This is a genomic window from Pseudomonas sp. DW-iso3 (genome assembly GCF_058725305.1).
In genome coordinates, this window is sequence record NZ_JBZXDZ010000011.1 from 1 (window position 1) to 26657 (window position 26657).

Consider the following 26657-nt stretch of genomic DNA (forward strand, 5'->3'; position numbering starts at 1 on the left):
CCAGCTCGGCGAGGCCTTCGGCGACGTCGAGTTTGTCCAGGGCGGCCTTGGCGCGGATGATCGCGGCGGAGTCGTTGGCGGTCACGTTACGGGCTTCCAGCGCGGCGGCGGCGCCGGCACCGTCGAGACGGTCCATGTTGGCTTCGCTGGCGTGGCCGGCATTGGCGCCCTTGATCACCGCTGCACCGGTGTCTTCGTTGTCGACTTCATCCCAACTCAGCATTGAAATACTCCTTCCTGATCTGTTCTGACGGCGTGTGAACCCGTCCAAAAATATGCAATTTGCAGGCTACTAGGCATTGAAATACTGCGCATAATGTGGTCGGTAAATACCGATACTGCACACTATGTAGTGGTCTGTTCTGTTTGTGGGCACACTATATGGTGTGTGGTGACGATGGTCAACGACACAAGCGGGCATCGATCTTCACTGATCATCACCTGGGTCCTTGGACCATGCATGGACATTGCGGGCACCATCGCCGCCAAGCCGGGCTGTGACCGGTGTATCACCAGCCGCGCAGGCGTTCCCAGACCTGTAGGTCGCCATTCGCTAACACCGCGGTATAACTGCCGAATTGGGTTCCGGTGGCGCAGGCGTGGTTTGGCAGGATGCGCAGCCGAGTACCCAAGGGGAATTGGGCGACCACATCCACACCCTGGAAATGCGCCACGCCATGCTCCTGATTAGCGCTGCTCAACAGCAACCCCTCGATCGGCGTACCACGCTCATCACAGACCTGGCCGTAGCCAAAATCCTTTTTCTGCGATTGCGTGCCGCGATCCCGGCTCATGGCCATCCAGCCGGCATCCGTGATGATCCAGCCTTTTTCTGCCTGATGGCCGATCACTGTGGTCAGTACGCTCAAGGCCAGTTCATCGGTGCTGCATACGCCAATGTTGTGCATCACTAGGTCAAAGAACGCGTAGACCCCGGCGCGCAGTTCGGTCACACCCTCCAGGCTGACGGCCGAGAGTGCGGTCGGGGTAGAGCCGACGCTGACCTCGGCGCAGGGCAGGCCGGCGGCACGAATTCGCTCGGCCGCCTCGACGCAACGGGCGCGTTCCTGCTCGGCGATGGCTTGCAGGGCTTCAGGCGTATCCAGGCCGTAACTTTCGCCCGCGTGGGTCAGCACACCGGTGAGGGTGTCGCCGAGCAGTCGGGCGATGTCCAGCAGCAAAGGGTCGTGCGGCTTGACCCCGGAGCGGTGGCCGTCGCAATCGATCTCGATCATCACTGCAAAGGTTTCGTCGTGCTGGCGGCCAAAATCGATAATCGCCTGGGCACCGGCCAAGCTGTCGGTGATCAACGTCAAGCCGCAGCCCCGGCGACGCAGCGTCAGGGCCTGGGGCAGTTTGTGCGGGGCCATGGCCACCGCGTAGAGGATGTCATGGATACCCAGCGCGAAAAAATACTCGGCTTCTTTCAACGTCGACACCGTGATGCCGCTGGCGCCCGCTGCGATTTGTGCGGCCACCACTTCGGCGCACTTGTGGGTTTTGACATGGGGGCGCAACTGCACGCCCAAGGCGTCGGCGCGCTGCTGCATGCGCTGGATATTGCGCTGCATTTTCACGCTGTCGATCAAGGCGGCAGGGGTCTCCATGGTGCGGGCTCCACAATGAGGGGCAGGGTGTAAATTGACGCCCTGTCCAGGACTGGATATGTTGTCTTGCATGAAAAATACCTCTCCCAACGATACTCACCTGATCAGCCAGCTCGAACAGATCGCCGAAGGCTTGAGCAAGACCTTCAGCCCGTTCTGCGAAGTGGTGCTGCACGACTTGCGCGACCCGCAGCACTCGATTCTGGCGATCCATAACAACCTGTCCGGACGCGCGCCGGGCGACCCGACCACCGAGTTGGGCCTTGCGCGCATTGCCGACCCCGAGTACCCGCAAGTCATCGCCAATTACCAGAACCAGTTCAGCGACGGCCGCCAGGTCAAAAGCACGTCGATCGGCATCAAGGGCGCTGGCGGCGAGTACGTGGCGGCCTTATGCATGAACGTCGATCTCTCGTTGTTCCGTGGTTTGCAGGGCATGCTGGAGCAGTTTGGCTCGGTCAGCGGCGACAAACTCATCGAATCCCTGGACCCATCCAGCGCCGATGTCATCCGTGCGCGTATCGACCAGTTCGCAGCGCGCCTGGCCACCACCCCGCGTGCGCTGAAGGCGGCGGACCGACGTGTACTCATGCAGGAGTTGAAAGACTCCGGCTGCCTGGATATTCGCCGGGCCATGGAAACCGTGGCCTCGCACCTGGGCGTCTCGCGCGCGGCGGTCTACACCTACGCCAAGTAACGCGCTATCGCTTCAATCTCGACGAGATAGCCGTGATGCAGTTCGGGCACCGGCACTACGGCGCGGGCAGGGCGGTGCTCACCCAGTGCGGCGGCGTAGACCCTGTCGAATGCGGGCCAGTGCTCAACGCCGGCCACATACACGGTGACCTTCACCAGATCCGCCGGCGTTCCACCGGCGGCGTTCAGGATTTGCAATAGATTGGTCAAGGCGATCCGAGCCTGCTCGGCAAATGTCGCCGACAGGTTATGCCGACCGTCCGAGCTGACCGGCAATTGCCCGGAGATATACAACGTGTCGCCGTGGGCGATGGCCTGGGCGTAATGCCCGGCGGGCGGGGAAGCCGTCGAAGTGTGGATGCTGTTCATGAGGCCTCACTGAGCAGGGCCGCGTACTTTTCGATATCGACATTGCCGCCGGTGACGATAATGCCTACCCGCTGGCCCTTGAACCGGCCTGCTTCGTTGAGCAAGGCCGCCAGGCCCAGGCAGCCAGTAGGCTCGACCACCATTTTCATGCGCTGCATGAAGAACTTCATCGCCGCCACCAACTCGGCATCCGACACGGTGAGGATGTCGTTGACGTTGTCACGGATGATGGGGAAGGTGTAATTGCCCAGGTGCTGGGTCTGAGCGCCGTCGGCAATGGTCTTCGGCGTGTCGATATGCACGATGCTGCCGCTGCGAAACGAGCGCTGCCCGTCATTGCCGGCTTCCGGTTCCACGCCATACAGCAGGCAATCCGGCGACAAGGCACGAGTCGACAACGCTGTACCCGAGAGCATGCCACCGCCGCCGAGACCAACGAACAAGGCATCCAGCGGTCCGGTGGACTCCAGCAGTTCCTTGGCAGCCGTGCCTTGCCCGGCGAGGATGTGCGGATGGTCGTAGGGCGGGATCAGGGTCAGGCCCTGTTCAGTGGCCAGGTTGCGGCCGATCTGCTCGCGGTCTTCAGTGAAGCGGTCGTACAGTACTACGCTGGCGCCATATTCACGGGTGGCGGCAACCTTGGCGGCCGGTGCATCGGTGGGCATCACGATGGTCGCCGGGATGCCCAGCAACTGCGCCGCCAGCGCTATGCCCTGGGCGTGGTTGCCGGATGAAAATGCCACCACGCCGGCTTTGCGCTGCTGCGGGTTAAATTGCGACAGGGCGTTGAACGCGCCGCGAAACTTGAACGAGCCTGCACGTTGCAGGTGTTCACACTTGATGAACACCTGTGCACCGGTCAGCGCGTCGAGGGTGCGCGAGGTGAACACCGGCGTCGCGTGCGCAACGCCTTCCAGGCGTTGCGCGGCGTCGATGACGTCTTGGTAAGTGGGCGATGGCATGAGCGGACCTCGTTGTCTGATGCTGGATAAAATATCCACAAAAAGACAAATAGTAAAGTGTCGTATGTCCATGCTAGCGTTTCGAACTTCTCTGACCGTTAGAGGATTCGACGTTGATTCGACTCACCGACTACATCGCCCAGTTCTCCCGGTCCGCCCTTGCGCCATGGGCTGACCTTACACCCTGGGCACTGGCAACCCAGGCGCCTGCGGTCGTTCGCCAGTTGTTGGCCAGACTCCCGGCCGACGAGTACATCATCCAGGATGAAATCGCCATCCACCGTACCGCCACCGTCGAGGCTGGCGCGTTGCTCAAGCCACCCCTGATCATCGGCGCCCACTGCTTTATCGCCAGTGGTTCACTGCTACGGGGCGGATGCTGGCTGGATGAGCATTGCATCATCGGTCCCGGTGCCGAGTTGAAGACCTCGTTCATGTTCAGCGGCAGCAAGCTGGCGCACTTCAATTTTGTCGGCGATTCGGTGTTGGGGCATAGGATCAACCTGGAGGCGGGGAGCATCGTTGCCAACTACCGCAACGAGCGCGATGACAAGGAAGTGCGGGTACGGGTTGACGGGACCTTGCAGCGCACGGGGTGCGACAAGTTTGGCGCGTTGCTCGGCGACCAGTGTCGGATCGGCGCCAATGCAGTGTTGGCGCCGGGGGCGCTGCTAAAGGCTGGAAGTGTCGTGGGCCGGGGGCGGGTGTTTGATTGCGAGAGCAATGCAGACACATACACTTGAGGGCTGGAATCATCCTCCACGAGGGCCAGACGATTGACGGCGCTGGTGGTGGCTACATGAATCTAAGTCGGAGGCTGAATAGCTGCGGTTTTCTTGAATCTGTACCGACGATTACAGATTTTCCCATGTTGTAACAAGGAGGTTTCAATAAGTGAAGTATCCGCTCAGAAAGCAAATAGGTGATCGAGGCGAGTATTTGGTTGCCGGGAAATTTATTGAATTGTTTGGTGGGCCGTGCAGGCTGCAAAACGTGGATCTTGGCGTTGATGCTGAGTATGAGTTCACGAATGCTGCTCACAACGCCACGGGAGAGTTGTTGAAAATTCAGATTAAGGCCACGAGTAAAAGCTTCAAGCCCGGTGTTAATAATTTTCTTGTTGAAAAGAAACACTTGGCGTACTGGAAGAATTCCAGCGTTCCTGTGATTTTCTGTTATGTCAGCCTGCAGAGCCACGCAATTCTTTGGACGTATATTGATTCTGAGCAGGAATATCTTGAAGTGGGTGGAAAAGGAAAGCACCGACTTACGCTGCATGCTTCTCAGCATCTATTGGGCACTACGAGCAAAGGCCGATTGCAGAGGATTGCAAATCGGTCCAACAACGCATTTTTTCAAGCATTAAAGGCAGCCAGGCGCACAGTCGAAGAAATCCGAGGGGTGGGCGTTGAACGCGTCTATCATCAAAATCCTGGGCATTGCGCCCTGGTTGAAGCGCTGGCAAGCCAACTCAGGCATGCGGAAACGGCTTATGAAAAAGACGTGGATGCTCAGCAGGATCCTTTGGAAAGAAATCGACTAGATCGCCTCTGGGGTTTCTGCTACGCCCTTACGCGAAAGCTAGATCGCCAGGCGGACAGTGAGAATGACGCTCGCGATGGTTAACGGGCGAGAGATCGTTTAAAGCGGCAATGTTGAAAAGACCATGGTGTGTCGACGCGATATTAAATAGAATTAATCTCATTTGAGACTCACTCGCGCCGCGCAGGTCGCTCGCCATGAATGATGTTGTAGTTCCGACCCACGCCCCCGAACTGACCTTGTCGAGCCTGTACCGCGACCACCGCAGCTGGCTGGAAAGCTGGCTGCGCCGGCGTCTGGGCAATGCCTGGGATGCGGCCGACCTGAGCCAGGATACCTTCTTGCGTGTGCTGGCCAGCGCTCAGCCGATCGCGCAGATGCAGGAGCCGCGTGCCTATCTGGTGACGGTCGGCAAGCGCCTGCTGGTGAATTTCCATCAGCGGCGCAGTCTTGAACAGGCTTATCTGAATGCCTTGGCCAGCCTGCCGGAAGCCTGCGTGCCGTCGCCCGAACAACGCTGGCTGCTGCTGGAAACCTTGCAAGCCCTGGATGAATTGCTCGATGGCTTGCCGGTGCTGGTCCGCCGTGCGTTCCTGTGGAGCCAACTGGAAGGCCTGGGCTATCGGGACATCGCCGAGCGCCTGGACGTGTCGGAGCGCACGGTAAAACGCTATATGGCCCAGGCTTACGAACATTGCCTGCTGGTGGACCTGTGAGCCGTGACGTTGCCCGCGCCGCGGCGCAGTGGTTGGCGCTGCTGGAATCCGGCGCCGCCACCGAGCGTGATCACGCCGCCTTGCAGCATTGGCGTGACAGCCATCCCCAGCACGAACAGACCTGGCAAAAAGCCCAGACCTTGCGCCAGCGTTTCAGCGACTTGCCCCAGGCCCTGGCGATGGCCAGCCTCGATCGCCCGCAACCTGGGCGCCGCGCCGTGCTCAAGCGCGCCCTGGGAATTGCAGCATTGGTGCCGACCGCCTGGCTGATCAGCCGTCAACTGCCCATCGAGGCTTGGCGTGCCGACCTGCACACCGCGACCGGCGAGCGCAAGCGCATCCCGTTGGCCGACGGCGGCAGCTTGCAGCTCAATACCGCGACGGCGGTAGACGTGGACCTGGCGCAGCGACGCATCACGTTGGTGGACGGAGAGTTGGCGTTGAACGTACCCGGCGCGGCGGCGGTGACCGTGCGGACGCGCTACGGCGAGTTGAGCGTCAGCCAGGCCGATGTGTGTGTAAGGCAGCAGGCCAGCGGTTGTCTGGTGTCGGTGCTCAAGGGCTCAGTCCAGGTGCGGGACCTGAACGGTCAAATGACGACACTGCAGGGCGGGCAGCAAGCGCCGCTGAAAGCCAGCGGCTTGGGGGCCTGGGTGCCGTTTGATGTAGTGCAGCTGGGTTGGCGCGACGGTGTGCTGACTGCGCAGAACCAGGCGCTGGGTGACTTCCTGCGGGACCTCGAGCGTTATCGGCCAGGCGTGTTACGTTGGGAACCGAGCCTGGAAATGTTGCGGGTGACCGGCAGTTTTCGCCTGGACGACACCGACCGCATCCTCAACCTGCTGGCCTCGACGTTGGGGCTGGAGTTGCACGCACGCACGCGCTATTGGGTCACCCTCACACCGCGCAAATCCCTGGCCTGACACCCCCCTTCAATGGGGTGCAGCCAAAAAGGCGATATCAGATAACGTGGGCGCGTTGCAGCTCGGTCAAGGACAGTGCCTTGAGTTGCGCCAGCACCGGGTCACGCCGGTCCCTGGGGTGCTGCAAGTCCACGGCGAGTTCCTGGCGAATGCTGCTCGGACGGTTATCCATCACCAGCACGCGGTCACTCAGGTACAGCGCCTCGTCCACATCATGGGTCACCAGCAGCAAGGCGATCGCGTGGTGTTTGGCCAGTTGCAACAGCAGGTCCTGCAGCTTCATGCGGGTGAATGCATCCACCGCACTGAAGGGTTCGTCCAGCAGCAACACCTGCGGGCGTGAATACAGTCCGCGTGCAATCGCCACCCGTTGCGCCATGCCGCCGGACAATGCCTTGGGCAACGCCTGGGCAAATCCCTTGAGGCCGACTTCCTCGATCAGTTGCGTGACCCAGGCCTTGTCGTAGTGCTTGTCATCGCTGAAACCGATGTTCTGCTCCACCGTGAGCCAGGGCATCAGCCGAGGTTCCTGGAACACAAAGGCGACTTCGCCATCGGGGCTGCGCAGTTCGCCCTGAAAGTCCTTTTCCAGGCCAGCAACGATTCGCAGCAGGGTACTTTTGCCACAGCCGCTGGGGCCCAGCATGCTCACGGCCTCCCGAGGTTGCAGGGCCAGGCGCACGTCTTTCAGCACGGTGGTGCGGGCGAAGCTTTTACGCGCTACATGAATGTCCAACAGTGGCTGCACGCTCATTGTCCTGCTCCCTGGAACGTATCGCGCCAGGCCAGGCAGCGCTTTTCCAGCGTGGCGAGCAGGCCATCGCTGACCTTGCCCAGCAACGCCAACACGATGATTGCCGCCAACACGATATCCGGCCGCGAGGTCTCGCGCCCGTCGCTGAGCAAGTAACCCAGGCCTTTGGTGGCCGCGATCAGCTCGGCCGCCACCAGAAACATCCACGCCAGGCTCAAGCCACTGCGCAACCCGGTGAACAGGCCAGGCAGGGCGGCCGGCAACAGGATGCGACGCACCAGGCGCCACCGACTGAAGCCGTACATTTGCCCGACTTCCACCAGCTTGCGATCGATGTCGCGGATGGCGGCGACACCATTGAGGTACACCGGGAAGAACGCGCCGATGGCGATCAGCACGATCTTCGAGGTCTCGTCGATGCCCAGCCACAGCAGCAACAGCGGCACCCAGGCCAGGCTCGGAATCGAGCGCAGCCCGGCGAAAGTCGGTTCCAGGTAGGCTTCGGCCTCACGGCTCAAGCCCACCCAGGCGGCAAACACCAGCGCCAGGCTGGCACCGATGGCAAAGCCCAGCAGCACCCGGCCCAGGCTGGCACTGATGTGTTTCCACAGTGAGCCTTCGGCGAGGTCCGTGAGGGTCACGGCGATCTCACTGGGCGCCGGCATCTGGTACGACGGCAACCAACCCACTCGAACCACCACCTCCAGCACCAGCAGGATCAGCACCGGCAACACCAGGCCCTTGAGCCGCCTCGGCCAGGCACTGCGATTGATCGCCACCGGCTCGACCAGGGGCAATGCTTGGGTTTTGCTGGTCATCACGCGCTCCTTAGTGGCCGAACGAGGTGTCGATCAACTGGTCGATCACCTGGTCCACGTTCACGCCTTTGCGCACCAGTTCTTCGGACACCAGGATCGGTGCGGCCGCCTTTGACGACACCACGTCCTTGCTGCTCAGGAAGGGTGTGCTCAGGTCGGTACGCGACAGTTGCAGCTTGGCCACTTCCAACGGCAGGCCGGATTCGTCGGCGAGCAGCTTGGCGAATTCATCCGGGTGCTTCACCGCCCAATCGCGGGCCTTTTCATACGCGCCGAGTACTTTGGTGATGGTCTGCGGATGCGCCTTGGCGAACTGCTCGGTGACGCTGACCACGCCGTAGCTGTTGAAGTCCTTGTTGCGGTACAGCAGGCGCGAACCGGCCTGGATTTCACTGGCGGCCATGTGCGGGTCGAGGCCGGCCCAGGCGTCCACGTCACCTTTTTCCAGGGCGGTACGACCGTCCGGATGTTGCAGGTGCACCAGTTCCACATCGTCCTTTTTCAGCCCGGCTTTTTGCAGGCTGCGCAGGGTGAACAGGTACGGGTCGGTGCCTTTGGTGGCGGCGATTTTCTTGCCTTTCAGGTCGGTGACGCTCTTGAGCGGCGAATCCTTGCGCACCACCAGAGCGGTCCATTCGGCGCGGCTATAGACGTACACCGACTTGATCGGGCTGCCATTGGCGCGACTGAGCACGGCAGACAGGCTGGCGGAAGAGGCGAAATCCACGCCGCCACTGTTGAGGTATTCCAGGGAACGGTTGCTGCCCTGGCTCAATACCCAGCCCACCTTGGAGTGCGGCAGGGCCTGTTCCAGCCAGCCGAAGTGCTTGAGCACCAGACTGACGGGCGAGTAATAGGCGTAGTCGAGATTGACTTCAGCGGGGTCGGTTTCAGCGGCATGGGCCAGTGGTTGCAGGCACAGGGCGAGGGCGCATGCGCCGAGTAAGCGTTGGGTGAAGGGTTTCATGGAACAGCTCCGGCAAGGCATTGAGAGAAGGCTTTCTTATATTCAGAAAAATTAAATGGCATGTTCCATCATGCTTTTCAGGAATATGCAGTCTCTGTGCCATCTAGCCTGTACGTGTGTTTCCGGGGCTTTAGGGAAATGTGGTTGTAGCGGGAGAAGGCAAACTGTTGATCCACTGTCGGTGGTGCAACAGTTCGCATATATCCATAAAGAATAAATAAAGAGTTATATATTCCTTTTAATGTTCTGGTCGATGGCGCATTTTGAGGGCCTGGGCATTCGTGCGGATTGACCCAACAACCAAAAGGAAAGCCGACATGACCATTAAAGCGATCAACGTGCGCAACCAATTCAAGGGCGTGATCAAGGAAATTCTGCAGGGGGAAGTGGTGTCGGAAATCGACGTACAGACCGCGTCCGGCATTGTCACTTCGGTAATCACCACCCGCTCGGTGCGTGATCTGGAGTTGAAAGTAGGCAGTGAAGTGATTGCCTTCGTAAAATCGACAGAAGTGTCCATCGCCAAGTTGTGAGTACACCTTGATAGGTGCAAGCCTTGGACTTTTTCAGGCCTGAGTCCCCTGGTGGGTGAGGCTCGGGTGTGTGGCCGCCACCTCCAGGTTGAACATCGGCGTGCCTTGGAACCTCTGCTGTAGCCGGTTGCGGCGGCCGGCAAAAACAGTAACAGCAGGGGTGCGGCACTCGTTGCGAACAGTTGTGAGTCAGGCCTGACGGTTGCGCAGGGCGCGTTCCATGCGTTGCAGGCCTTCTTCCAGCATCGACCGTGGGCAGCCGAAGTTCAGGCGCACGAACTGCTGGCTGTCATCACCGAACTCGATACCGGCGCTCAACCCGACCTTGGCCTGTTCCAGGAAAAACTGCTGCGGATCGTCCAGGCCCAGGGCGCTGCAATCCAGCCAGGCCAGGTAAGTACCTTGCGGTGCGTGCATCACCACGCCAGGCAGGCGGGTTTGCACGGCGTCGAGCAGGTAGTCGCGGTTGGACTGCAAGTACTGCACCAGCGCGTCGAGCCAATCATTGCACTGGCTGTAGGCCGCGCGGGTAGCTTCCAGGCCCAGAGGGCTGACGCTGTCGACCATGCCGCAACGGGCATTGTTGAAGCGTTCGCGGATCTCGGCGTTCTGGATCACCGCGAAGCACGTCTTGAGACCGGCGACGTTGTAGGCCTTGCTGGCCGACATCAGGGTGATGGTGCGCTGGGCGATCTCGGGACTGAGGCTGGCGGTGGGAATGTGGCGACGGCCGTCGAAGCACAGTTCGGCGTGGATTTCGTCGGAGATGATCAGCGCGCCGTTTTCCAGGCAGGCGTTGGCCACGGCCAGCAGTTCTTCACGGGGGAAGACTTTGCCCATGGGGTTATGCGGGTTGCTCAGCAACAGCGCGCCGGCGCCGGTCAATGCCTGGCGCATCGCGGGCATGGGCGTGAGGTATTCGCCGTTGACCTGCTCGAAGGGCACTTCGATGCGCGGCAGGTTCCAGTGGCCTGGTGCCAGACGGATCGGCCGGTAGTTGGGGGTTTGCAGCACCACCGGCTGGCCCGGCTGGACAAACGCGTGCAGCGCCATGTTGAAACCCGGCTCGACGCCAGGCAGGAACAGCAGTTCATCCGGCTGCACGCGCCAGGCGTACTTGGCCCACAGGTCGGCAATGATCGCTTCACGTACATCCGGCCCGGCGACACTGTAGCCGAGCACCTGCTGGTCGATGCGCGCGTGCAGGGCTTGCAGCACGGCGGGTGGGGCGGCGATGTCCATGTCGGCGATCCACATTGGCAGCACGTCTTGCGGGTAGCGGCTCCACTTGGTGCTGCCGGTGCCGAAGCGGGGGTGGATCGTGTCGAAATCAAAGCTCATGGGGGGCTCGTATCAAGGCGTCAGGTGCAGGAATGGCGCTGATTCTAGCGCCATTATTTTTATAGGCCAGAGCTGATTGCCACCGCAAGTTGCCGGTGTGCCTGTTCCAGGGCGCGATTGACGGCTTCTTCACCGCGCACCATGGCCGGCAGGTAGACGAAATCCACCGCGTGAATGCCCACTGTAGACAGGATGGTGCTCATGTACGGCGTCAGAAAATCCGGTTCATGACCCTTGCGGGCGTTACCCGAACTGACCAGCACAAAGGTGCGCCGGTCTTGCAGCAAGCCGACTTTGGCGAACTGTTCATTCACCGTAAAACTGCGCTGGATGCGCACCACATGGTCGATCCAGGTCTTGAGCGCCGCCGGCACGGTGAAATTATGCACGGGAGTGCACAGGATCAGCAGGTCGCAGGCCTCCAGTTCAACGATCAATTGTTCCGAGAGTGCCGTGGCGCTGCTGCCGAGTCCGCCGGGTGTGGTCAGCGCGTTGGCATATTCACGGGTCAAGGGTGGCAGTGCTTGGCTGCCATAGTCGCGCTCGGTCACCTCGGCGTCGGGGACCAGGTCGCGCAACAGTGCACGGGCCAGTTTGAAGGTCTGCGCGGCCTTGCCGTGGGGGCTGAAACTGAGGAGCAGGGCCCGGGTCATTGGCTCAGGTCCTGGGAAAAGTGCATGCCCAGGGGCAGTAGGCCCTGGCGGAAATAGAAGCGCTGGGCCAGGGCCATATGCATGCCGGTGTCCAGTACCAGCCAGCGATAGCCACGGGCGCGGGATTCCTCGCGCACCCGGTCCAGCAGTTGTTCACCCAGGCGCCGCCGTTGCAATGTGGCGTCTACCACCAGGTCATCCACGTAGATAAATCGGCCGTACAGGGTGTTTTCGGTTAACCGGTAGCCGGCCAGACCCATCACGTTGCCATTTTCGCGTGCGGCCAGCAGGCGGTAGCCGTTTTGCCGTTGGCGCTGGATTTGCTCGGCAAACGCCGTGGCGTCGGTGAGGTGAGGGCGCAGCTGTTGCATCACCGCGAAGCTGGCAATCAGATCGGCCTGGGTTTCCATCTGGGCAAATTCGACATGTTCATTCATGGTTTTTGGTTCTCCAGGTGTGCCTTGACCGCCGCCGGTACTTTGCGAAAGCTGATGGCGACGCGATTCAGGGCATTCATCAAGGCAATGGCCAGGGTCAGGTCGGCGATTTCCTTCTCACTGAATGCCGCCGCGACGTCTGCATAGTCAGCATCCGGCACCTGGGTTTGCGCCACCGGGGTGACCACCTCGGCCCAAGCCAGGGCGGCACGTTCACGTGGGGTGAACAGCGGCAGACCTTCGCGCCAGGCGGCCAACAGCATGATTTTTTCCAGGCTCACGCCGAGCTTGAGCAAGTCGCGGGAGTGACTGTCCAGGCAATAAGCGCAGCCATTGAGTTGCGAGACGCGCAGGTACACCAGGTCGATCAGTTCTTTTTCCAGGCCGCAGCCGTGGATGTAACTGTGCACCGAACCCAGGGCTTTGTAGCCGGCGGGCGCGGCCTGGGCGTAATCGAGTCGGTGGTTCATGGGCGATCCTTGTGACGGTGAAGGGATGCGCCATTTTCATGGTGGGTCGGCTGGGCGGACAGGGGCATGATTGGACAAGTGGGTTGGGACATGATCAGACTCCGTGCTGTCTTCCCGTCGAGCCAATCGAGATGTCGTCACTGCCCAAATACCAGGAAATCTACCGACGCTTTCGCCAGGCCATCGATCAGGGCCAGTTGCGCCCCGGCGAGCGCGTGCCCTCGGTGCGGGCGATGGCGCAGGAACTCAAGGTGGCGCGAGGCACGGTGGAGGCGGCGTATCAGTTGCTGGTCAGCGAGGGCTTTTTCGAAGCGCGCAGGCAGGCGGGGACGGTGATTGCCGAGGCGCTGCCGCAGGTGTCGGTGAAACCCATGCCAGCTGCGTTGCCAGTGACTTCGGGCCCTCTGCCGCTGCAAATGGGCCTGCCGGCCTTGGATGCTTTCCCTCGCAAGCTGTGGGCGCGGCTGGTGACCCAGCAAGTGCGCCGCACCGACGCGAACAGCCTGGCGATGGGAGATGAGCGCGGCACCCAGGCGCTGCGTGTGGCGATAGCCAGCTACCTGGCGTTGTACCGGGGCGTGGAGTGCACGCCGCAACAGGTGTTTGTGTGTGCCGGATACGCGGGGGGCCTGACGCTGGTGTGTGAAGCATTGGCGATGGCAGGGCAGCGGTGCTGGTTTGAAGACCCTGGGTATCTGCATGCGCGCCAGTTGTTGATTCATCAGGGTGTGGAGCTGGTGCCGGTACCGGTGGACCGTGATGGGCTGGATGTTGAGCAGGGTATTTCGCGCGGACGTGAGGCACGGTTGGCGGTTGTCACACCGGCGCACCAGAGCCCGCTGGGTGTTGCGCTGAGCCCGGCGCGGCGACGGGCGTTGCTGGCGTGGGCGCGGGAGCAGGGCAGTTGGGTGGTGGAAGATGACTACGACAGTGAGTTTCGCTATCGCGGGCAGCCATTGGCGGCACTCAAGCGTCAGGATGGGGATGATCGGGTGATCTATGCCGGGAGTTTCAGCAAGATGCTGTTTCCGGGGTTGCGGTTGGGGTATCTGGTGGTGCCCGCGGCGCTGCTGGCTAGGTTTGAGCAGGGGGCTCGGGTGTTGCAACAGCGGAGTGCGCAGTTGTTGCAATTGACCGCAGCGGACTTTTTGGAGCAGGGGCATTTCACTCGGCATTTGAAGAAGATGCGGCAGTTGTATGCGCAGCGTCGGGGGTATCTGGTGGAGGCGTTGCGGCTGCATTGCGGAGCGTTCTTGCGGGTGGATGAGCAAGCGGGAGGGATTAATTTGCTGGCGCGGTTGGTGGTGGATGTGCCGGATTGGGCGGTGGCTGAGGCGGCTGAGCGGGCGGGGTTGGGGGTTAAGGCGTTGTCTGCCTGGACGTTGGAAGGTGGGCAGGGGCAGGGTGTGTTGATGGGGTTCACGAATGTGGCTTCTGCTTCGGACGCTGTGGTGGTTGCTCAGGTTTTGCATGCGGTGATTGCTGAGTATCTATCCGTTCCTCTGGTAACAACGGCTACTGTAGGGGCGGGTTCGTCAGAAAGAATCGGTCGGCTCTAAGGCGGCCCCGCGCTGGCAGGTTGCGAGAACAGCGCTCCCACGCACGGTGGGAGCGCGCAACCGGTCAGTGCTTGACCGGTGTCGGCAGGGTCACAAGGTTGACGTAGCCATCCCAGAATTTCTTCTGGTCCACCCCGAACACCACCTTGGCCTTCTGCGTGCCGACGGGCGCGCCTTTCGGGTAGCCCAGTGCGCGACCGTAGTCCGCGCCAAACGTGGCGTCCACATCCACCCACAGCTCGCGGGATTCGGTGACGATCCCAGGGTTGACCAGGTACAGCGCCGGCAAGCTGTCCCAGGTGAAGCTGTGGTAGCTCGGGTCCTTGTCGAACAACGGCCCGAACTCATGCGTGTACAGGTCGGCAATCGCGCCTTTCTGTGCAATCACGCGCTGGTACACCGTTTTGTCGAAGGTGACTTTCTCGCACACATCATTGGGGAAAATCACGTGTTCGATCGGCGAGCGCAACACGATCTTCGCCGCCTCCGGGTCGAACCACCAGTTGAACTCCGCCGCCGGCGTGGTATTGCCCGGAATTTCCAGGGCGCCGCCCATGTACACGATGCGTTTGATCAGCGGCACGATATCCGGCGCCGAACGAATCGCCAGGGCGACGTTGGTCAGCGGGCCGACGGCGAGGATCGTCACCTGGTGCGGGTTGGCGCGCACGCTGTCGACAATGAACTGCGCGGCGGCCTCCTTGCGCAGTTTCGTGTGGGTGGCCAGGCCGTCCGGTGGTGCGACCAATTGTGAGGGTGATGTGGGGCGCGGGTTTTTGAACGCCCCCGGCCAGCCGGAGCCGAACAGCGCTTTTTCTGCCTCGTAGGTGGCGTAGTCGTGCAGCAGCGGGTAGGCGGCGCCGGAGTAGACGCCGACCTCTTTATCCACGCCCATGCGTTCCACGGCCTTCAGGGCGTCGACCTGCTCCTGATCGACCCAGGCGTTGCCGCTGACCAGGGTCATGCCCAGCAGCTCGATGCGTTTTTGCGCATGCAACTGGGCAAGCATGATGAAGGCCTGACCGTCATCGTTGAGTACGTTGAAATCGGTATCGAAGATGACCTTTTCCGCCGCCTGCGCGGTGCCGGCACACAGACCGACCGCAACAAGCAGCGCACAGCGTTTCAAGAAGCCTTGCATGGTGAGTCTTCCGAAAAAATTGTTGTTATCAACGGTTCACCAGTTTCGCCGGCAAGGCGATGACCAGGAAGCTGCTGAGGATCAGGCAGCCCGCGAAAAACCACAAGGCACCGGCGCTGCTGCCTGTGACGTCGATCGCAACGCCCATCAATGAGTTGCTGACCAGGCCGGCGATATTCGCCACCGAACAGGCCAGGGCAAAGCCGGTGGCCGCCGCGGTGCCTTTGAGAAAGGTCGCCGGCAGGCTGAAGAACACCGGCACAGCGCCGATGATCGCCGCCGAAGCAATCGCGAACAGCACCACCGTGGCCACCACGTTATGGGTGAAGAAGGTGCTCGTGGCCATGGCCGCCGCGCCGATGAAAAACGGCACGATGATGTGCCAGCGGCGTTCGCGGTGTTTGTCCGAGCTGGCGCCGATCAGCAGCATGCCGAGCAGGGCGGCGACGCTTGGCAAGGCGGTGAGCACGCCGATATGGAACGTGTCGGTGACCCCGGCGTTGCGGATGAAGGTCGGCATCCAGAAGCCCATGGCGTAGGCGCTGAGCAGGATCGAGAAGTCGATACCGCCGAGCATCCATACCTTGAGGTTGAAGAAGCCGTCGCGGAAGCTGTGCTTGCTGGCGGAGCCTTCGGCATCGTCCTTGCGCAGTTCGGTGTCCAGCAGGGCCTTTTCCTCATCCGACAGCCATTTGGCTTGCTGGTAGGTGTTGGGCAGGGCCCAGAAGGTCAGCACGCCAAGCAAGACGCTGGGCACCGCTTCGATCAGGAACAGCCACTGCCAGCCACGCAGGCCGCCCATGTGGTCGAAGTGGCCCATGATCCAGCCGGACAGTGGGCCACCGATCACGCTGGAGAGCGGCAGGCCGATCATGAACAGCGCAATGATGCGCCCGCGTCGGTGGGTGGGAAACCAAGTGGTCAGGTAGTACAGGACACCCGGCAAAAAGCCCGCTTCGGCAGCGCCGAGCAGAAAACGCAGGATGTAGAACTGGGTGGTGGAGGTGACCAGCATGGTGCAGGCCGAGAGCAGGCCCCAGGTGATCATGATGCGCGCGATCCAGATCTTTGCGCCGACCCGCTCCAGCACCAGGTTGCTCGGTACTTCGAACAGGATATAACCGACAAAGAACAGCCCGGCACCGAGACCGAACGCGGTTTCGCTGAACTGTAATTGGTCGAGCATCTGCAGTTTGGCGAAGCCGATGTTGATGCGGTCCAGGTAGGCGGCCAGGTAGCAGAAGCACAGGAAGGGAATCAGCTTCCAGGTGATCTTGTGGTAAAGCGTGTTGACCGGGTCGGCGACGGTGGTCGCGGGCGCTGCATTCGCAATGGGCATTGGGTGTCTCCTGGCGGTGACTTATGGTTTTTATACAGCCGCTTTTGTTCCAGCACTTCGGAGTGCTGTAGAAGCGACTTCCAAAGGCAGTGTCAGAAGACTGAGGAGGGCCTGTTGGAGGCGATCCATAGGGAAACCGGGCTTAGGTAGGTACTGGCTGGCCAGCGATGGCATCGGCGCGGTGTCACTGATACACCGCAGCGTCTGCATCGCGGGCCAGACCGGCTCCCACAGGGATCGGTTGCCACATTTGAATGCGTTCCAAGGCCGGGCCTCAGTTTTGTGCAAGACCGCGCTCTATGGCGCAGTTCTTAATAACGTCTTATTGCTCCCTGAACTTGCGCATCGCCTCCTGCTTGCTCACCACATCGCCATATTTGCTGTCGATATCGAACAGGTTGGCTTCATGGGGCGCGGGGTGTCGATCGCCGACGCATTCGCGCACGACGATGGTGCGAAACCCGTGTTGCACCGCATCCACCGCCGTGGCGCGGATGCAGCCGCTGGTGGAACAGCCTGCCAGCACCACGGTGTCGATGCTCTGTGCATGCAGCATCGGCGCCAGGCTGCTGCCGAAAAACGCACTGGCGTACTGTTTGGTGATGACGACTTCCTCGTCCAGTGGCAACACCTCGGCACAGAACGCGGCGAGTGGGTTGCCTTCGACCATGTCTTTCATCACCGGGGCTTTTTTCACCCAGATCCCGCCATCGACGAAATGGCCGGGATGGTAGCGGATATTGGTGTGCACCACTGCAATCCCGTGCAGGCGCGCGGTGGCCAGCAGTTCCACGCTTTCGGCCACGGCCGTGACTACACCCGGCGCGAACAGCGGCGCGCCTTCGGTGGTGTAGCCCTGCATGAAGTCGATCATCAGCAGCGCGGCTTTCTTGCCAAAGCCGATGCGGTTGCCCCACACGCCCTGGTAGTTGGCGTCGGCGGATTGTTCGCTCATCGTTTCACTTCCCTCAGTAGGCGCCGGAGAGCAGGGCGCCGGCACCGGGAACGATGGGTTCCAGGTCCAGGGCCTTGAGCATCGCGTAGGTGGTGGCAATGGCGGCGGTGAGTACCGGTTTGCCGGTTTGCGCCTCGACCTTGGCCACCACCGGCAGCGACTGCATCTGCACGCAGGCGGACAGCACAATCACATCGACGCCTTCCAGGTTCATCCCGGCGACGATGGCCGGCAGGTTGGCCGGGTCGTGGCGGGCCACTTCGAGGTTGTCGGGAATCTCCAGGGCGCGCCAATCCACCACCTCGAAGCCTTCTTCGCGGATGTAGTTCACCACCAACTCGGTCAGCGGTTTCATGTACGGCGCGACAATCGCGATACGCTTGGCGCCCATCACTTTCAGGCCTTCGATCAAGGCGCCGGCGCTGGTGATTACCGGGGCGTTGGCGTCGTTGTCGGCCGTGGCTTTGCGCAGGCGTTGTTCGGAGTTGCGGTGATAGCCCAGGCCCATGGCCATGATCGCTACGAGGCAGGCGTAGCCCAGCACATCGACCTTGGCGTCGGACAGCTCGACGGCACAGCGGTCGGACTCGCCGTCCATGGCCGCCAGTTCTTCCTTGCGTACTTGCTTCATGCGCATGCGGCTGGAGTGAAAGGTGAAGCGCTCGGGACGGATCGCCTGGCGCGCGGTGAGCATCGCCGGGATCTCGGTTTCCATGGTGGTGTTGGAACTCGGCACGATCTGGCCGATGCGGTAAGGCTTCTGCATGGTGCTCTCCATTGTTATTGTTCGAGGAAATCGCCGAGGGCGAGAAAGAAACCGTCGAGGTCATCCCACGGAATCATGTGTCCTGCGTTCGGCACGCGGGCGACCTGGATGCCGGGTTGCAGGTCCTGGATCTCGGCAATGTCTTCATCGAGGATCACGCCGCCGCGTCCGGCCACCATCAACAGGGCAGGGGCCTTGAGGTGGGGCAGGTCGTGGTGGAAGTCCACCGCGTGGAAGTCATTGAAGGCTCGCACGATGGCGGGTTCGTAGCAGGTGTGCAGCCATTCGGCGCGCAGTTGCAGTTGTGCCGGTGTCCACGTGGCGCAGAAGGCGCGCATCGCCTCCGCGTCCATGCCGACCAGGGATTGGCGGATGGAGTCGACGTACCATGGCAGCTTGCTCGGGTATTCGCGTCGGCCCGGACCGGAGACCGGAGGGTCAATCAGCACCACGCGCTTCACCCCTTCAGGGTGTTTGACGGCACTGCGCACGGCAAAGCGTGCCCCCATGGAGTGGCCCATCAGGTGGTAGCTGTCCAGGTTCAGCGCATCGGCGAAGGCACCAATGTCCTCGGCGCAGGTGTCCGCGCTGTAATCCAACTCGGGACCGGTCGAGGACAGGCCGCGACCGCGCACATCCAGCACGTAGGTGTCGAACTGCGCCCCCAGGCGCTCGGCGACAAAACCCCAGGTGATTGCCGGGCTGGTAATACCGGGGATCAGGATCAGCGCCGGGCCCTTGCCGCCATAACGCAGGTAGTGCTGACGAATACCGTTGGCCTGCACGTTGGCGCCGTAGAGAAAGGTACTCACGCGGCCACCCCCGATTTCAGTTCCTGGGCGTACAGGTCATAGCCATAGACCCAGGCCGGATCTTCTTGGGTGCGCAGCCAGGTATTGGCGTTGGACACGGCCTGCACGCGCGACGCGCGCTCCTTGCGGTTGGCCTCGTAGAGTTCAAAGGCTGTGCGGTAGTCGCTGATGCCGGTTTCCTGCAGGCAGCGGGTGAGCATGGCGGCGTCTTCAATGGCCATGCCGGCGCCCTGGGCCATGTGCGGCTTCATCGGGTGGCAGGCATCGCCGAGCAACACCAGGCGGCCACGGCTCCACAGTGGCAACGGATTGCGATTGCGCAACGGCCACTTGGTCACGCTTTCGGTGGATTCGATCAGGGCTTGGACGGTGGGGTGGTAGCCCTGGAAGGCGTCGAACATCTCTTCGCGGCTGCTGTCGACGAACGCGCCCTGAAAGTCCCATTCGGCATGGGGCACACCGGTCACGTAGTAGTACTCGTCGCGCTTGCCGGTGGTGTAGTAGACCATCATGTGGCGGTCTTCGGTCCACCACTTGATGCAGTCTTCGAACTTCAGGTCGTATTTGGCGAGCTGGTCGCCACGGATCAGCGCACGGTGCGCGACCCAGCCGCTGTACAGCGGCTTTTCCACGCCCAGCAGTACTTCGCGGATCTTGGAGTTGATGCCGTCGGCGCCGATCACGATGTCCGCGTAAGTCACCTGACCGTCGGCGAAGGTCAGGCGTACCTGGGTGTCGGTTTCCTCAAGGCTTTCCAAGCGTTTGTTGAAGTGCAGGGTGCCGGGCTTGAGGGTGGACATCTGCAGCGCATGCAGGTCGCCACGGTGCACGGTGATGTAGGACGCCCCGTAGCCGGTGAGGGGGATGCGTGACAGGTAGTCGCCGCTTTCTCCGCAGCGGCTGAACCAGTGCTCGGGGTGCGAGCCCATCAGGTCAAGCTGCTTTTCGATGCCCATGCGGCGGAAGATTTTCATGATGTTGGGGCCCATGTGGATCCCCGCGCCCAACCGGGAAAACTCCGGCGCTTGCTCATAGACATCAACGTCGAAGCCGGCTTGCTGTAGCAGGGTGGCAGCGGCGGCGCCGCCCAGGCCCGCGCCGACGATGGCGATTTTCTGAGTGCTTCCCATGGGGCGTGTTCCTCTCTCTTTTTGATTTTCGGCGGCGTCTGTTCGCAAGGTTTTTAAAGTGTATACGCTCATTTTTTAAAATGGGAAGCCCGCCTTCGCAAATTTATTTTTTGGCCATAATTGTCCTGTGTAACGTTATTGTGTCTGTAAATACTGGGTATGTTTCGATAGGTAACGTTTTTGCGCGCCGCTTGCAGTCTGACTGTAATTCGGGTCTTATCGTTATTAAATGGCGTATACGCTATAAAAAATGCACTAGAGTGAGGCGTGCTGCCTGAGCTTGGTGCAGGCCCACAGGAGACAGGAAAATGCCGGTAAGCGATTGCGAACTGACCCAGATGTTTGAGCACGTGTTGAAGTTGTCCAAGGTCGACCCGACCCAGAGCGTCGCCGTGCTCAAGAGCCATTACTCGGACCCCCGCACCGTGCGAGCCGCGATGGACGCCGCGCAGCGCTTGGGAGCCAAGGTGTATGCGGTGGAGTTGCCGTCGTTCAACCACCCCAGGGCGATGGGCAACGACATGACCGCCTACTGCGGCGACACCGCGCTCACCGGCAATATCGCCGCCCAGCGTGCCCTGGAGGCCGCCGACTTGATCGTCGACACCATGATGCTGCTGCACTCGCCGGAGCAGGAACAGATTCTCAAGACCGGCACGCGCATTCTGCTGGCGGTGGAACCGCCGGAAGTACTGGCGCGCATGCTGCCCACCGAAGCGGACAAAGTGCGCGTGCTGGCGGCCGAGCAGTTGCTGAAAAAGGCGCGTTCGATTCACGTAAAGTCCCGCGCTGGCAGCGACTTCCGCGCCGCCTTGGGGCAATACCCGTCAGTGACGGAATACGGTTTTGCCGACGAGCCTGGACGCTGGGATCATTGGCCGAGTGGCTTCCTGTTCTCCTGGCCCAACGAAGAAACCGCCGAGGGCGTGCTGGTGCTGGACATCGGCGACATTTTGCTGCCGTTCAAGACCTACACCCGCGAGAAGATCACCCTGGAGATCGAGAAGGGCTTCATTACCAAGATCCACGGTGGTTTCGAGGCCGAATACCTGCGTGATTACATGAAGTACTTCAACGATCCCGAGGTGTACGGCATTTCCCATATCGGCTGGGGCCTGCAACCACGGGCACAGTGGACGGCCATGGGCTTGCATGACAAGAACGACGGCATGTGCATGGATGCGCGGGCGTTCTATGGCAATTTCCTGTTCTCTACCGGGCCGAACACCGAGGTGGGCGGGACGCGCAAGACGCCGTGCCATATGGATATTCCGCTGCGTCATTGCGATGTGTACCTGGATGATGAAGCGGTGGTGATTGCAGGGGATGTGGTTGCCCCCGTGGAATCCCTGGCTCGCTGAACATCCATGTGGGAGCTGGCTTGCCTGCGAGGGCGCTCGCAGGCAAGCCAGCTCCCACATTTTGATAGGGTTTCTTCAGCGATTGCCTTGAGTCCGTTCAGCAAGCCCGCCATCATGCTTCCCCATCGCCAGCCACTCACCGAGCCCCGCCGTGCCTGATTCCTACGTCTTTTCTGAACAAGTTGGCCACCTGCTGCGCAAGGCCTACCAGCGCCACCTGGCGATCTTTCAGCAGAATGTCGGCGACTCGCAGCTCACCGCCGTGCAGTTCGTCACCTTGTGTGCACTGCGCGATCACGGTGCAAGCTCCCTGACGGAACTGGTCAAGGCCACTGCCGTGGATCAGGCGACCATTCGCGGTATCGTCGAGCGCCTCAAGGCCAAGGAATTGATTAGCCTGGAACCCGACCCGCAGGATAAACGCAAAGTGGTGGTCGACCTGTCCCCGGCAGGCGCCGAACTGGTCGCCCAGACCGCGCCGCGCGCCGCGCAGATCAGCGAATTGACCATGAGCAATCTCAACCCGGCCGAAAGGGTCGCGGTGCTGTTCCTGTTGCGCAAGATGATCGACGACCCGCAGGACTGACATGCCACACCCCCGCAGAAGGGGGTGAAACAGGAATATGGCACCGAATTTGCTCTGAGTTGATGCAGTAGCCACTTCATCAGTCAAGTGTGTCGTGAGACCTCAGGTCCGCGACGCTTTTTTTTGACTATTTCATGTAGTGCCTACTTCACCAACTGTTACGGGCGAAGCGAATGATCAGCCAGCACATCACGGTAACGCTTGAAGTCAACGGGCGAAAAAGCGACGTCAGCGCCATGGCGGACACACCGCTGTTGCTGGTGCTGCGCAATGACCTGGAACTCAATGGCCCCAAATACGGCTGCGGCCTGGGGGAGTGCGGTGCCTGCACCGTGATCATCGATGGGGTGGCGGCCCGTTCCTGCGTGTTTCCGCTGTCGGGGGCCGTAGGCCGCGAGATTGTCACCCTTGAAGGCCTGGGCACGCGCGACGCGCCGCACCCGGTACAACAAGCCTTTATCGATGAGCAGGCCGCGCAATGTGGCTACTGCCTCAACGGCATGATCATGACCACCAAGGCCTTGCTCGACCGCAACCCCAACCCCAGCGAAGCGCAGGTGCGCAACGAGCTGTCGGGCAACCTCTGCCGTTGCGGCACCCATATCGAAATCCTGCGCGCGGTGTTGCGTGCGGCCCGCCTGATGACTGTGGATTGATGACCATGACCGACACTTCCCTTTCCCGTGACCAGTGGCTGGCCAAGACCGGCGTTTTGTTGATCATCGACGATGTCCTGCCGCCTTCGGGGCCGGTGGCCAAGGGCGGCACGCCTACGGTGAAGCCCAAGGAGCTGGGGCTGTTTATTGCGGTGAACGATGATGGTTTGGTGTACGCGTTCAATGGTCATGTGGACCTGGGCACCGGTATCCGCACTTCGCTGGCACAGATCGTCGCCGAAGAGCTGGACCTGACGATGGAGCAGGTAAAGATGGTGCTCGGCGATACCGAGCGCGTGCCCAACCAGGGGGCAACCATTGCCAGTGCGACCCTGCAGATATCAGCGGTGCCCTTGCGTAATGCGGCAGCCGAAGCGCGGCGTTTCCTGTTGGCGCGGGCGGCGGGGCGCCTGGGTGTCAGCACTGCCAGCCTCAAGGTCGACGCCGGCGTCATCCACGCTGCAGACGGGCGTACCACGACGTATGCTGAACTGGTCAGCGGCCAGCATGACCAATTGCGCATCAGCGGTGATGCGCCGCTGAAACCCATCGAGGACTATCGCCTGGTGGGCAAGGGCGCTGCTCGGGTGGATATCCCCGGCAAAGCCACTGGCGAGCTGACTTACGTGCACGATATGCGCGTGCCGGGCATGCTCCATGGCCGGGTCATTCGTCCACCGTACGCAGGGCTCGATTGCGGCGACTTTGTCGGCAACAGCCTGTTGAGTGTGGATGAATCGTCTATAGCCCATATCCCCGGCATCGTCGCGGTGGTGGTGATCCGGGATTTTGTCGGCGTGGTTGCACTGCGTGAAGAGCAGGCCGTCAAGGCCGCCAGTGAATTGCAGGTGCACTGGAAACCCTGGAACCACGGGTTACCGGACATGACGGATGTCGAACAGGCTATCCGCGACAATCCCCGCGTACGCCGCACCGTGCTGGATCAGGGCAATGTCGACGAAGCCCTGGCGGGCGCGAGCCAACGCATGCCGCGCAGTTATCTCTGGCCGTACCAGATGCACGGGTCGATCGGCCCCTCCTGCGGTGTGGCGGATTACTCGCCAGCCGGCAGCCGGGTGTGGTCGGGCAGCCAGAACCCGCACCTGTTACGGGCCGACTTGGCGTGGTTGTTGGCGTGTGATGAAGCGCTGATCGATGTGATTCGCATGGAGGCCGCCGGTTGTTACGGGCGCAATTGCGCCGACGATGTGTGTGCCGATGCCTTGCTGCTCTCCCGTGCCGTCGGCAAACCAGTGCGCGTGCAATTGACCCGCGAACAGGAACACCTGTGGGAGCCCAAGGGCACTGCACAATTGATGGATGTCGACGGTGGCCTCAACGCCGACGGCAGCATCGCCGCCTACGACTTTGAGACCAGCTATCCGTCCAATGGCGCACCGACTTTGGCATTGCTGCTGACGGGACGTGTGGAACCGGTGGCGGCGATGTTCGAAATGGGCGACCGCACCTCGATTCCGCCCTATGACATCGACACTATGCGCGTGACCATCAACGACATGGCGCCCATCGTGCGCGCCTCATGGATGCGTGGCGTATCGGCCTTGCCCAACACCTTTGCCCACGAGTCCTATATCGATGAACTGGCCTTCGCCGCTGGCGTCGATCCGGTGGAATACCGCCTGCGCTACCTCAAGGACGAGCGCGCCATAGACCTGGTGAAATCCACCGCCGAACGTGCCAACTGGACGCCGCGCACCGCACCGATGCAAACCGCCAGCGACGACCATCTGCTGCGTGGCCGTGGCTTTGCCTACGCGCGTTACATTCACAGCAAGTTCCCCGGTTTCGGCGCGGCCTGGGCGGCGTGGGTGGCGGATGTGGCGATCGACAAGCAGACCGGCGATGTGTCGGTGACCCGCGTCGTGATCGGGCATGACTCGGGAATGATGATCAACCCAGACGGGGTGCAGCATCAGATCCACGGCAATGTGATCCAGTCCACCAGCCGTGTGTTGAAGGAGCGGGTGACGTTTGAAGAGTCGACGGTGGCGAGTAAGGAGTGGGGCGGTTATCCGATCCTGACGTTCCCCGAAGTGCCAAAGATCGACGTGATGATGATGCCGCGCCAGGACCAGCCGCCCATGGGCGCCGGTGAGTCGGCCTCGGTACCCAGTGCGGCGGCGATTGCCAACGCGATCTATGACGCCACCGGCATCCGTTTTCGCGAGCTGCCGATCACCCCGGAACGCGTGCTGGCAGCATTGAATGCGGGCACCCTGGGCGAGCCAGCCAAGTCGCCTGAGAAACGCCGGAAGTGGTGGTTCGGCGCACTGTTTGCCACCTTGGGCGCGGTGCTGGCGACGGCCTGGCCGTTCCACGCTGAAATTCCACCGATAGCGCCACCCAGCGCCGGCACCTGGTCCAAGGCGACCCTGGAGCGCGGGCGGTTGCTGGCGGCGGTGGGCGATTGCGCGGTGTGCCATACGGCGCCTGGTGGCGCGACCAATGCCGGTGGGCTGGCGATGCAGACGCCGTTCGGCACGCTGTACAGCAGCAATATCACCCCGGATGTGAAGACCGGGATCGGCGCCTGGTCATACCCGGCGTTCGAGCGAGCGATGCGTGACGGCATTGGTCGAGACGGGCGCAACCTGTACCCGGCGTTTCCCTATACGGCGTTTCGCAATATCAATGAGGCGGACATGCAGGCGCTGTATGCCTACCTGATGTCCCAGGTGCCAGTGAGCCAGGCGCCGACGCCGAATGCCATGCGCTTTCCGTTCAATATCCGGCCGTTGATGGCAGGTTGGAATGCCCTGAACCTGCGGCGTGGCGAGATCTCGCCGCAGCCTGAGCGCAGCGAACAATGGAACCGCGGCAACTATCTGGTCAACGGCCTGGGCCACTGCGCCGCCTGCCATTCGCCGCGTAACCTGACGGGAGCGGAGAAGGGCGGCAAGTCGTTCCTCGCCGGTGGTACGGTTGATGGCTGGGAGGCTCCGGCCCTCAACGGCTTGTCCAAGGCGTCGACGCCGTGGACCGAGGACCAACTGTTTACCTATCTGAGCACCGGGTATTCCGATGCCCATGGCGTGGCAGCGGGCCCGATGGGGCCGGTGGTGAGTGAGTTGTCGAAACTGCCCAAGGCGGATATCCGTGCGATGGCGGTGTACCTGGCGTCGCTCAAGGGTGATGCGGCGGCCGAGGCCCCGGCGGTTACGGCGGCCAATGTGCCGAATCCCGATGGCCGTCGGGTGTTCGAAGGTGCATGCAAGGCCTGCCATGCGGATGGCCTGGGACCGAAACTGTTTGGGGTGAGCCCGTCGTTGGCCACCAACACCAACGTGCACAGCGACCAGCCGGATAATTTGATCAAGGTGATTCTGCAAGGCATCAGCAAACCGGCGACCCAGGATCTGGGTTACATGCCGGGGTTCAAGGACAGTTTGTCCAATAGCCAGGTGGCGGATCTGGCGGCGTATCTGCGCGCGCAATTTGCGCCGAATGCGCCGCAGTGGAAGGGGCTGGAACAGAAGGTTGCCCACCTGCGCGCCAACCCCGGTACGCACTGATCGTTCAACGCCTATGAGGAGCAGATGGGGG

Annotated in this window: 27 protein-coding genes and 1 pseudogene; 11 read left to right on the forward strand and 17 right to left on the reverse strand. The window is 61.6% G+C overall.

Annotated elements, in window-relative coordinates:
- Both AC4PS7_RS27215 and AC4PS7_RS27220 read right to left on the reverse strand, forming a co-directional pair.
- Positions 1 to 223: pseudogene (locus AC4PS7_RS27215) on the reverse strand (ribonucleotide-diphosphate reductase subunit beta); the annotation flags it as partial.
- Between the two features lie 286 nt (positions 224 to 509).
- Positions 510 to 1607 (reverse strand): DSD1 family PLP-dependent enzyme, encoded by a 1098-nt coding sequence (locus tag AC4PS7_RS27220; RefSeq protein WP_021491965.1) that lies wholly within the window; start codon positions 1605 to 1607, stop codon positions 510 to 512.
- Between the two features lie 70 nt (positions 1608 to 1677).
- Here AC4PS7_RS27220 and AC4PS7_RS27225 point away from each other — a divergent pair, with 70 nt between their 5' ends.
- Entirely contained in the window at positions 1678 to 2304 is a 627-nt protein-coding gene (locus AC4PS7_RS27225) for a helix-turn-helix transcriptional regulator (protein ID WP_492179839.1), read from the forward strand.
- Here the strand turns inward: AC4PS7_RS27225 and AC4PS7_RS27230 are convergent.
- Both AC4PS7_RS27230 and AC4PS7_RS27235 read right to left on the reverse strand, forming a co-directional pair.
- Positions 2292 to 2672 (reverse strand): RidA family protein, encoded by a 381-nt coding sequence (locus tag AC4PS7_RS27230; RefSeq protein WP_021491966.1) that lies wholly within the window; start codon positions 2670 to 2672, stop codon positions 2292 to 2294. The genes AC4PS7_RS27225 and AC4PS7_RS27230 overlap by 13 nt on opposite strands.
- The gene (locus AC4PS7_RS27235; RefSeq protein ID WP_010210685.1) at positions 2669 to 3634 is read right to left on the reverse strand and encodes a threo-3-hydroxy-L-aspartate ammonia-lyase; all 966 of its coding nucleotides are present in this window, start codon (positions 3632 to 3634) and stop codon (positions 2669 to 2671) included. Before AC4PS7_RS27235 ends, AC4PS7_RS27230 begins: the two co-directional genes overlap by 4 nt.
- Before the next feature lie 113 nt (positions 3635 to 3747).
- Here AC4PS7_RS27235 and AC4PS7_RS27240 point away from each other — a divergent pair, with 113 nt between their 5' ends.
- From AC4PS7_RS27240 to AC4PS7_RS27255, 4 genes are all read left to right on the forward strand, one after another.
- Positions 3748 to 4377 carry an LbetaH domain-containing protein gene (locus AC4PS7_RS27240; RefSeq protein WP_010210684.1) on the forward strand — a complete coding sequence of 210 codons (630 nt, stop codon included), beginning with the start codon at positions 3748 to 3750 and terminating at the stop codon, positions 4375 to 4377.
- A 151-nt stretch (positions 4378 to 4528) separates the two neighbouring features.
- A complete protein-coding gene (locus AC4PS7_RS27245; RefSeq protein ID WP_052489896.1) occupies positions 4529 to 5260 on the forward strand; it encodes a DUF4365 domain-containing protein in 732 nt (243 codons plus the stop codon).
- A 113-nt stretch (positions 5261 to 5373) separates the two neighbouring features.
- On the forward strand, positions 5374 to 5892 hold the full coding sequence (locus AC4PS7_RS27250) for a sigma-70 family RNA polymerase sigma factor (RefSeq protein ID WP_010210683.1): 519 nt from the start codon (positions 5374 to 5376) through the stop codon (positions 5890 to 5892).
- Positions 5889 to 6815 carry a FecR domain-containing protein gene (locus AC4PS7_RS27255; protein WP_045792209.1) on the forward strand — a complete coding sequence of 309 codons (927 nt, stop codon included), beginning with the start codon at positions 5889 to 5891 and terminating at the stop codon, positions 6813 to 6815. The genes AC4PS7_RS27250 and AC4PS7_RS27255 overlap by 4 nt, the downstream gene beginning before the upstream one ends.
- 37 nt (positions 6816 to 6852) lie before the next feature.
- Here AC4PS7_RS27255 and AC4PS7_RS27260 read toward each other — a convergent pair whose 3' ends face one another.
- Genes AC4PS7_RS27260 through AC4PS7_RS27270 form a run of 3 tightly spaced genes read right to left on the reverse strand, consistent with a single transcriptional unit; the run spans position 6853 to position 9354 of the window.
- Positions 6853 to 7569 carry an ABC transporter ATP-binding protein gene (locus AC4PS7_RS27260; RefSeq protein WP_069673100.1) on the reverse strand — a complete coding sequence of 239 codons (717 nt, stop codon included), beginning with the start codon at positions 7567 to 7569 and terminating at the stop codon, positions 6853 to 6855.
- Complete coding sequence (locus tag AC4PS7_RS27265) at positions 7566 to 8387, reverse strand: ABC transporter permease (RefSeq protein ID WP_069673099.1); 822 nt, start codon at positions 8385 to 8387, stop codon at positions 7566 to 7568. Before AC4PS7_RS27265 ends, AC4PS7_RS27260 begins: the two co-directional genes overlap by 4 nt.
- Positions 8388 to 8397: 10 nt before the next feature.
- Positions 8398 to 9354, reverse strand: coding sequence for an aliphatic sulfonate ABC transporter substrate-binding protein (locus tag AC4PS7_RS27270; RefSeq protein ID WP_154846835.1), 957 nt, complete (start codon positions 9352 to 9354; stop codon positions 8398 to 8400).
- Positions 9355 to 9671: 317 nt separating this feature from the next.
- On the opposite strand from AC4PS7_RS27270, the gene AC4PS7_RS27275 reads away from it, so the two are divergent.
- Positions 9672 to 9887, forward strand: a complete 216-nt coding sequence (locus tag AC4PS7_RS27275) for a TOBE domain-containing protein (protein WP_060752785.1) — start codon at positions 9672 to 9674, stop codon at positions 9885 to 9887.
- Between the two features lie 189 nt (positions 9888 to 10076).
- Here AC4PS7_RS27275 and AC4PS7_RS27280 read toward each other — a convergent pair whose 3' ends face one another.
- Genes AC4PS7_RS27280 through AC4PS7_RS27295 form a run of 4 tightly spaced genes read right to left on the reverse strand, consistent with a single transcriptional unit; the run spans position 10077 to position 12788 of the window.
- Positions 10077 to 11228, reverse strand: a complete 1152-nt coding sequence (locus AC4PS7_RS27280; protein WP_154846834.1) for a MalY/PatB family protein — start codon at positions 11226 to 11228, stop codon at positions 10077 to 10079.
- A gap of 59 nt (positions 11229 to 11287) precedes the next feature.
- Positions 11288 to 11881 (reverse strand): FMN-dependent NADH-azoreductase, encoded by a 594-nt coding sequence (locus AC4PS7_RS27285; RefSeq protein ID WP_010210671.1) that lies wholly within the window; start codon positions 11879 to 11881, stop codon positions 11288 to 11290.
- Positions 11878 to 12318: a GNAT family N-acetyltransferase gene (locus AC4PS7_RS27290; RefSeq protein WP_042571192.1), complete on the reverse strand. Its 441-nt coding sequence runs from the start codon at positions 12316 to 12318 to the stop codon at positions 11878 to 11880. Before AC4PS7_RS27290 ends, AC4PS7_RS27285 begins: the two co-directional genes overlap by 4 nt.
- On the reverse strand, positions 12315 to 12788 hold the full coding sequence (locus AC4PS7_RS27295; RefSeq protein WP_010210663.1) for a carboxymuconolactone decarboxylase family protein: 474 nt from the start codon (positions 12786 to 12788) through the stop codon (positions 12315 to 12317). Before AC4PS7_RS27295 ends, AC4PS7_RS27290 begins: the two co-directional genes overlap by 4 nt.
- A 131-nt stretch (positions 12789 to 12919) precedes the next feature.
- Here AC4PS7_RS27295 and pdxR point away from each other — a divergent pair, with 131 nt between their 5' ends.
- Positions 12920 to 14347: a MocR-like pyridoxine biosynthesis transcription factor PdxR gene (gene pdxR / locus AC4PS7_RS27300; RefSeq protein WP_492179840.1), complete on the forward strand. Its 1428-nt coding sequence runs from the start codon at positions 12920 to 12922 to the stop codon at positions 14345 to 14347.
- A 64-nt stretch (positions 14348 to 14411) separates the two neighbouring features.
- Here pdxR and AC4PS7_RS27305 read toward each other — a convergent pair whose 3' ends face one another.
- From AC4PS7_RS27305 to AC4PS7_RS27330, 6 genes are all read right to left on the reverse strand, one after another.
- Positions 14412 to 15488, reverse strand: a complete 1077-nt coding sequence (locus AC4PS7_RS27305) for a nucleoside hydrolase (protein ID WP_010210660.1) — start codon at positions 15486 to 15488, stop codon at positions 14412 to 14414.
- A gap of 28 nt (positions 15489 to 15516) precedes the next feature.
- Positions 15517 to 16827, reverse strand: a complete 1311-nt coding sequence (locus AC4PS7_RS27310; RefSeq protein ID WP_010210658.1) for an MFS transporter — start codon at positions 16825 to 16827, stop codon at positions 15517 to 15519.
- Between the two features lie 322 nt (positions 16828 to 17149).
- A complete protein-coding gene (locus tag AC4PS7_RS27315; protein WP_044287083.1) occupies positions 17150 to 17782 on the reverse strand; it encodes an N-carbamoylsarcosine amidohydrolase in 633 nt (210 codons plus the stop codon).
- Between the two features lie 13 nt (positions 17783 to 17795).
- Positions 17796 to 18548: a maleate cis-trans isomerase family protein gene (locus AC4PS7_RS27320; protein ID WP_010210656.1), complete on the reverse strand. Its 753-nt coding sequence runs from the start codon at positions 18546 to 18548 to the stop codon at positions 17796 to 17798.
- Between the two features lie 14 nt (positions 18549 to 18562).
- Positions 18563 to 19360, reverse strand: coding sequence for an alpha/beta fold hydrolase (locus AC4PS7_RS27325; RefSeq protein WP_010210654.1), 798 nt, complete (start codon positions 19358 to 19360; stop codon positions 18563 to 18565).
- Positions 19357 to 20490, reverse strand: a complete 1134-nt coding sequence (locus AC4PS7_RS27330) for an FAD-dependent monooxygenase (protein ID WP_010210651.1) — start codon at positions 20488 to 20490, stop codon at positions 19357 to 19359. The genes AC4PS7_RS27325 and AC4PS7_RS27330 overlap by 4 nt, the downstream gene beginning before the upstream one ends.
- 308 nt (positions 20491 to 20798) lie before the next feature.
- Here AC4PS7_RS27330 and AC4PS7_RS27335 point away from each other — a divergent pair, with 308 nt between their 5' ends.
- From AC4PS7_RS27335 to AC4PS7_RS27350, 4 genes are all read left to right on the forward strand, one after another.
- Entirely contained in the window at positions 20799 to 21851 is a 1053-nt protein-coding gene (locus AC4PS7_RS27335) for a 2,5-dihydroxypyridine 5,6-dioxygenase (RefSeq protein WP_042571190.1), read from the forward strand.
- Positions 21852 to 22002: 151 nt separating this feature from the next.
- Positions 22003 to 22437 carry a MarR family winged helix-turn-helix transcriptional regulator gene (locus tag AC4PS7_RS27340; RefSeq protein ID WP_010210647.1) on the forward strand — a complete coding sequence of 145 codons (435 nt, stop codon included), beginning with the start codon at positions 22003 to 22005 and terminating at the stop codon, positions 22435 to 22437.
- Between the two features lie 173 nt (positions 22438 to 22610).
- The gene (locus tag AC4PS7_RS27345) at positions 22611 to 23093 is read left to right on the forward strand and encodes a (2Fe-2S)-binding protein (RefSeq protein WP_010210646.1); all 483 of its coding nucleotides are present in this window, start codon (positions 22611 to 22613) and stop codon (positions 23091 to 23093) included.
- A gap of 5 nt (positions 23094 to 23098) precedes the next feature.
- Positions 23099 to 26626, forward strand: a complete 3528-nt coding sequence (locus AC4PS7_RS27350) for a molybdopterin cofactor-binding domain-containing protein (RefSeq protein ID WP_457243846.1) — start codon at positions 23099 to 23101, stop codon at positions 26624 to 26626.
- Positions 26627 to 26657 lie beyond the last annotated feature (31 nt).

Coding starts and splice junctions, on each gene's coding strand:
- AC4PS7_RS27220 (WP_021491965.1), bottom strand. CDS start 1,607: ATGGAGACCCCTGCCGCCTTGATCGACAGCGTGAAAATGCAGCGCAAT.
- AC4PS7_RS27225 (WP_492179839.1), top strand. CDS start 1,678: ATGAAAAATACCTCTCCCAACGATACTCACCTGATCAGCCAGCTCGAA.
- AC4PS7_RS27230 (WP_021491966.1), bottom strand. CDS start 2,672: ATGAACAGCATCCACACTTCGACGGCTTCCCCGCCCGCCGGGCATTAC.
- AC4PS7_RS27235 (WP_010210685.1), bottom strand. CDS start 3,634: ATGCCATCGCCCACTTACCAAGACGTCATCGACGCCGCGCAACGCCTG.
- AC4PS7_RS27250 (WP_010210683.1), top strand. CDS start 5,374: ATGAATGATGTTGTAGTTCCGACCCACGCCCCCGAACTGACCTTGTCG.
- AC4PS7_RS27260 (WP_069673100.1), bottom strand. CDS start 7,569: ATGAGCGTGCAGCCACTGTTGGACATTCATGTAGCGCGTAAAAGCTTC.
- AC4PS7_RS27265 (WP_069673099.1), bottom strand. CDS start 8,387: ATGACCAGCAAAACCCAAGCATTGCCCCTGGTCGAGCCGGTGGCGATC.
- AC4PS7_RS27270 (WP_154846835.1), bottom strand. CDS start 9,354: ATGAAACCCTTCACCCAACGCTTACTCGGCGCATGCGCCCTCGCCCTG.
- AC4PS7_RS27275 (WP_060752785.1), top strand. CDS start 9,672: ATGACCATTAAAGCGATCAACGTGCGCAACCAATTCAAGGGCGTGATC.
- AC4PS7_RS27280 (WP_154846834.1), bottom strand. CDS start 11,228: ATGAGCTTTGATTTCGACACGATCCACCCCCGCTTCGGCACCGGCAGC.
- AC4PS7_RS27285 (WP_010210671.1), bottom strand. CDS start 11,881: ATGACCCGGGCCCTGCTCCTCAGTTTCAGCCCCCACGGCAAGGCCGCG.
- AC4PS7_RS27290 (WP_042571192.1), bottom strand. CDS start 12,318: ATGAATGAACATGTCGAATTTGCCCAGATGGAAACCCAGGCCGATCTG.
- AC4PS7_RS27295 (WP_010210663.1), bottom strand. CDS start 12,788: ATGAACCACCGACTCGATTACGCCCAGGCCGCGCCCGCCGGCTACAAA.
- pdxR (WP_492179840.1), top strand. CDS start 12,920: ATGTCGTCACTGCCCAAATACCAGGAAATCTACCGACGCTTTCGCCAG.
- AC4PS7_RS27305 (WP_010210660.1), bottom strand. CDS start 15,488: ATGCAAGGCTTCTTGAAACGCTGTGCGCTGCTTGTTGCGGTCGGTCTG.
- AC4PS7_RS27310 (WP_010210658.1), bottom strand. CDS start 16,827: ATGCCCATTGCGAATGCAGCGCCCGCGACCACCGTCGCCGACCCGGTC.
- AC4PS7_RS27315 (WP_044287083.1), bottom strand. CDS start 17,782: ATGAGCGAACAATCCGCCGACGCCAACTACCAGGGCGTGTGGGGCAAC.
- AC4PS7_RS27320 (WP_010210656.1), bottom strand. CDS start 18,548: ATGCAGAAGCCTTACCGCATCGGCCAGATCGTGCCGAGTTCCAACACC.
- AC4PS7_RS27330 (WP_010210651.1), bottom strand. CDS start 20,490: ATGGGAAGCACTCAGAAAATCGCCATCGTCGGCGCGGGCCTGGGCGGC.
- AC4PS7_RS27335 (WP_042571190.1), top strand. CDS start 20,799: ATGCCGGTAAGCGATTGCGAACTGACCCAGATGTTTGAGCACGTGTTG.
- AC4PS7_RS27345 (WP_010210646.1), top strand. CDS start 22,611: ATGATCAGCCAGCACATCACGGTAACGCTTGAAGTCAACGGGCGAAAA.
- AC4PS7_RS27350 (WP_457243846.1), top strand. CDS start 23,099: ATGACCGACACTTCCCTTTCCCGTGACCAGTGGCTGGCCAAGACCGGC.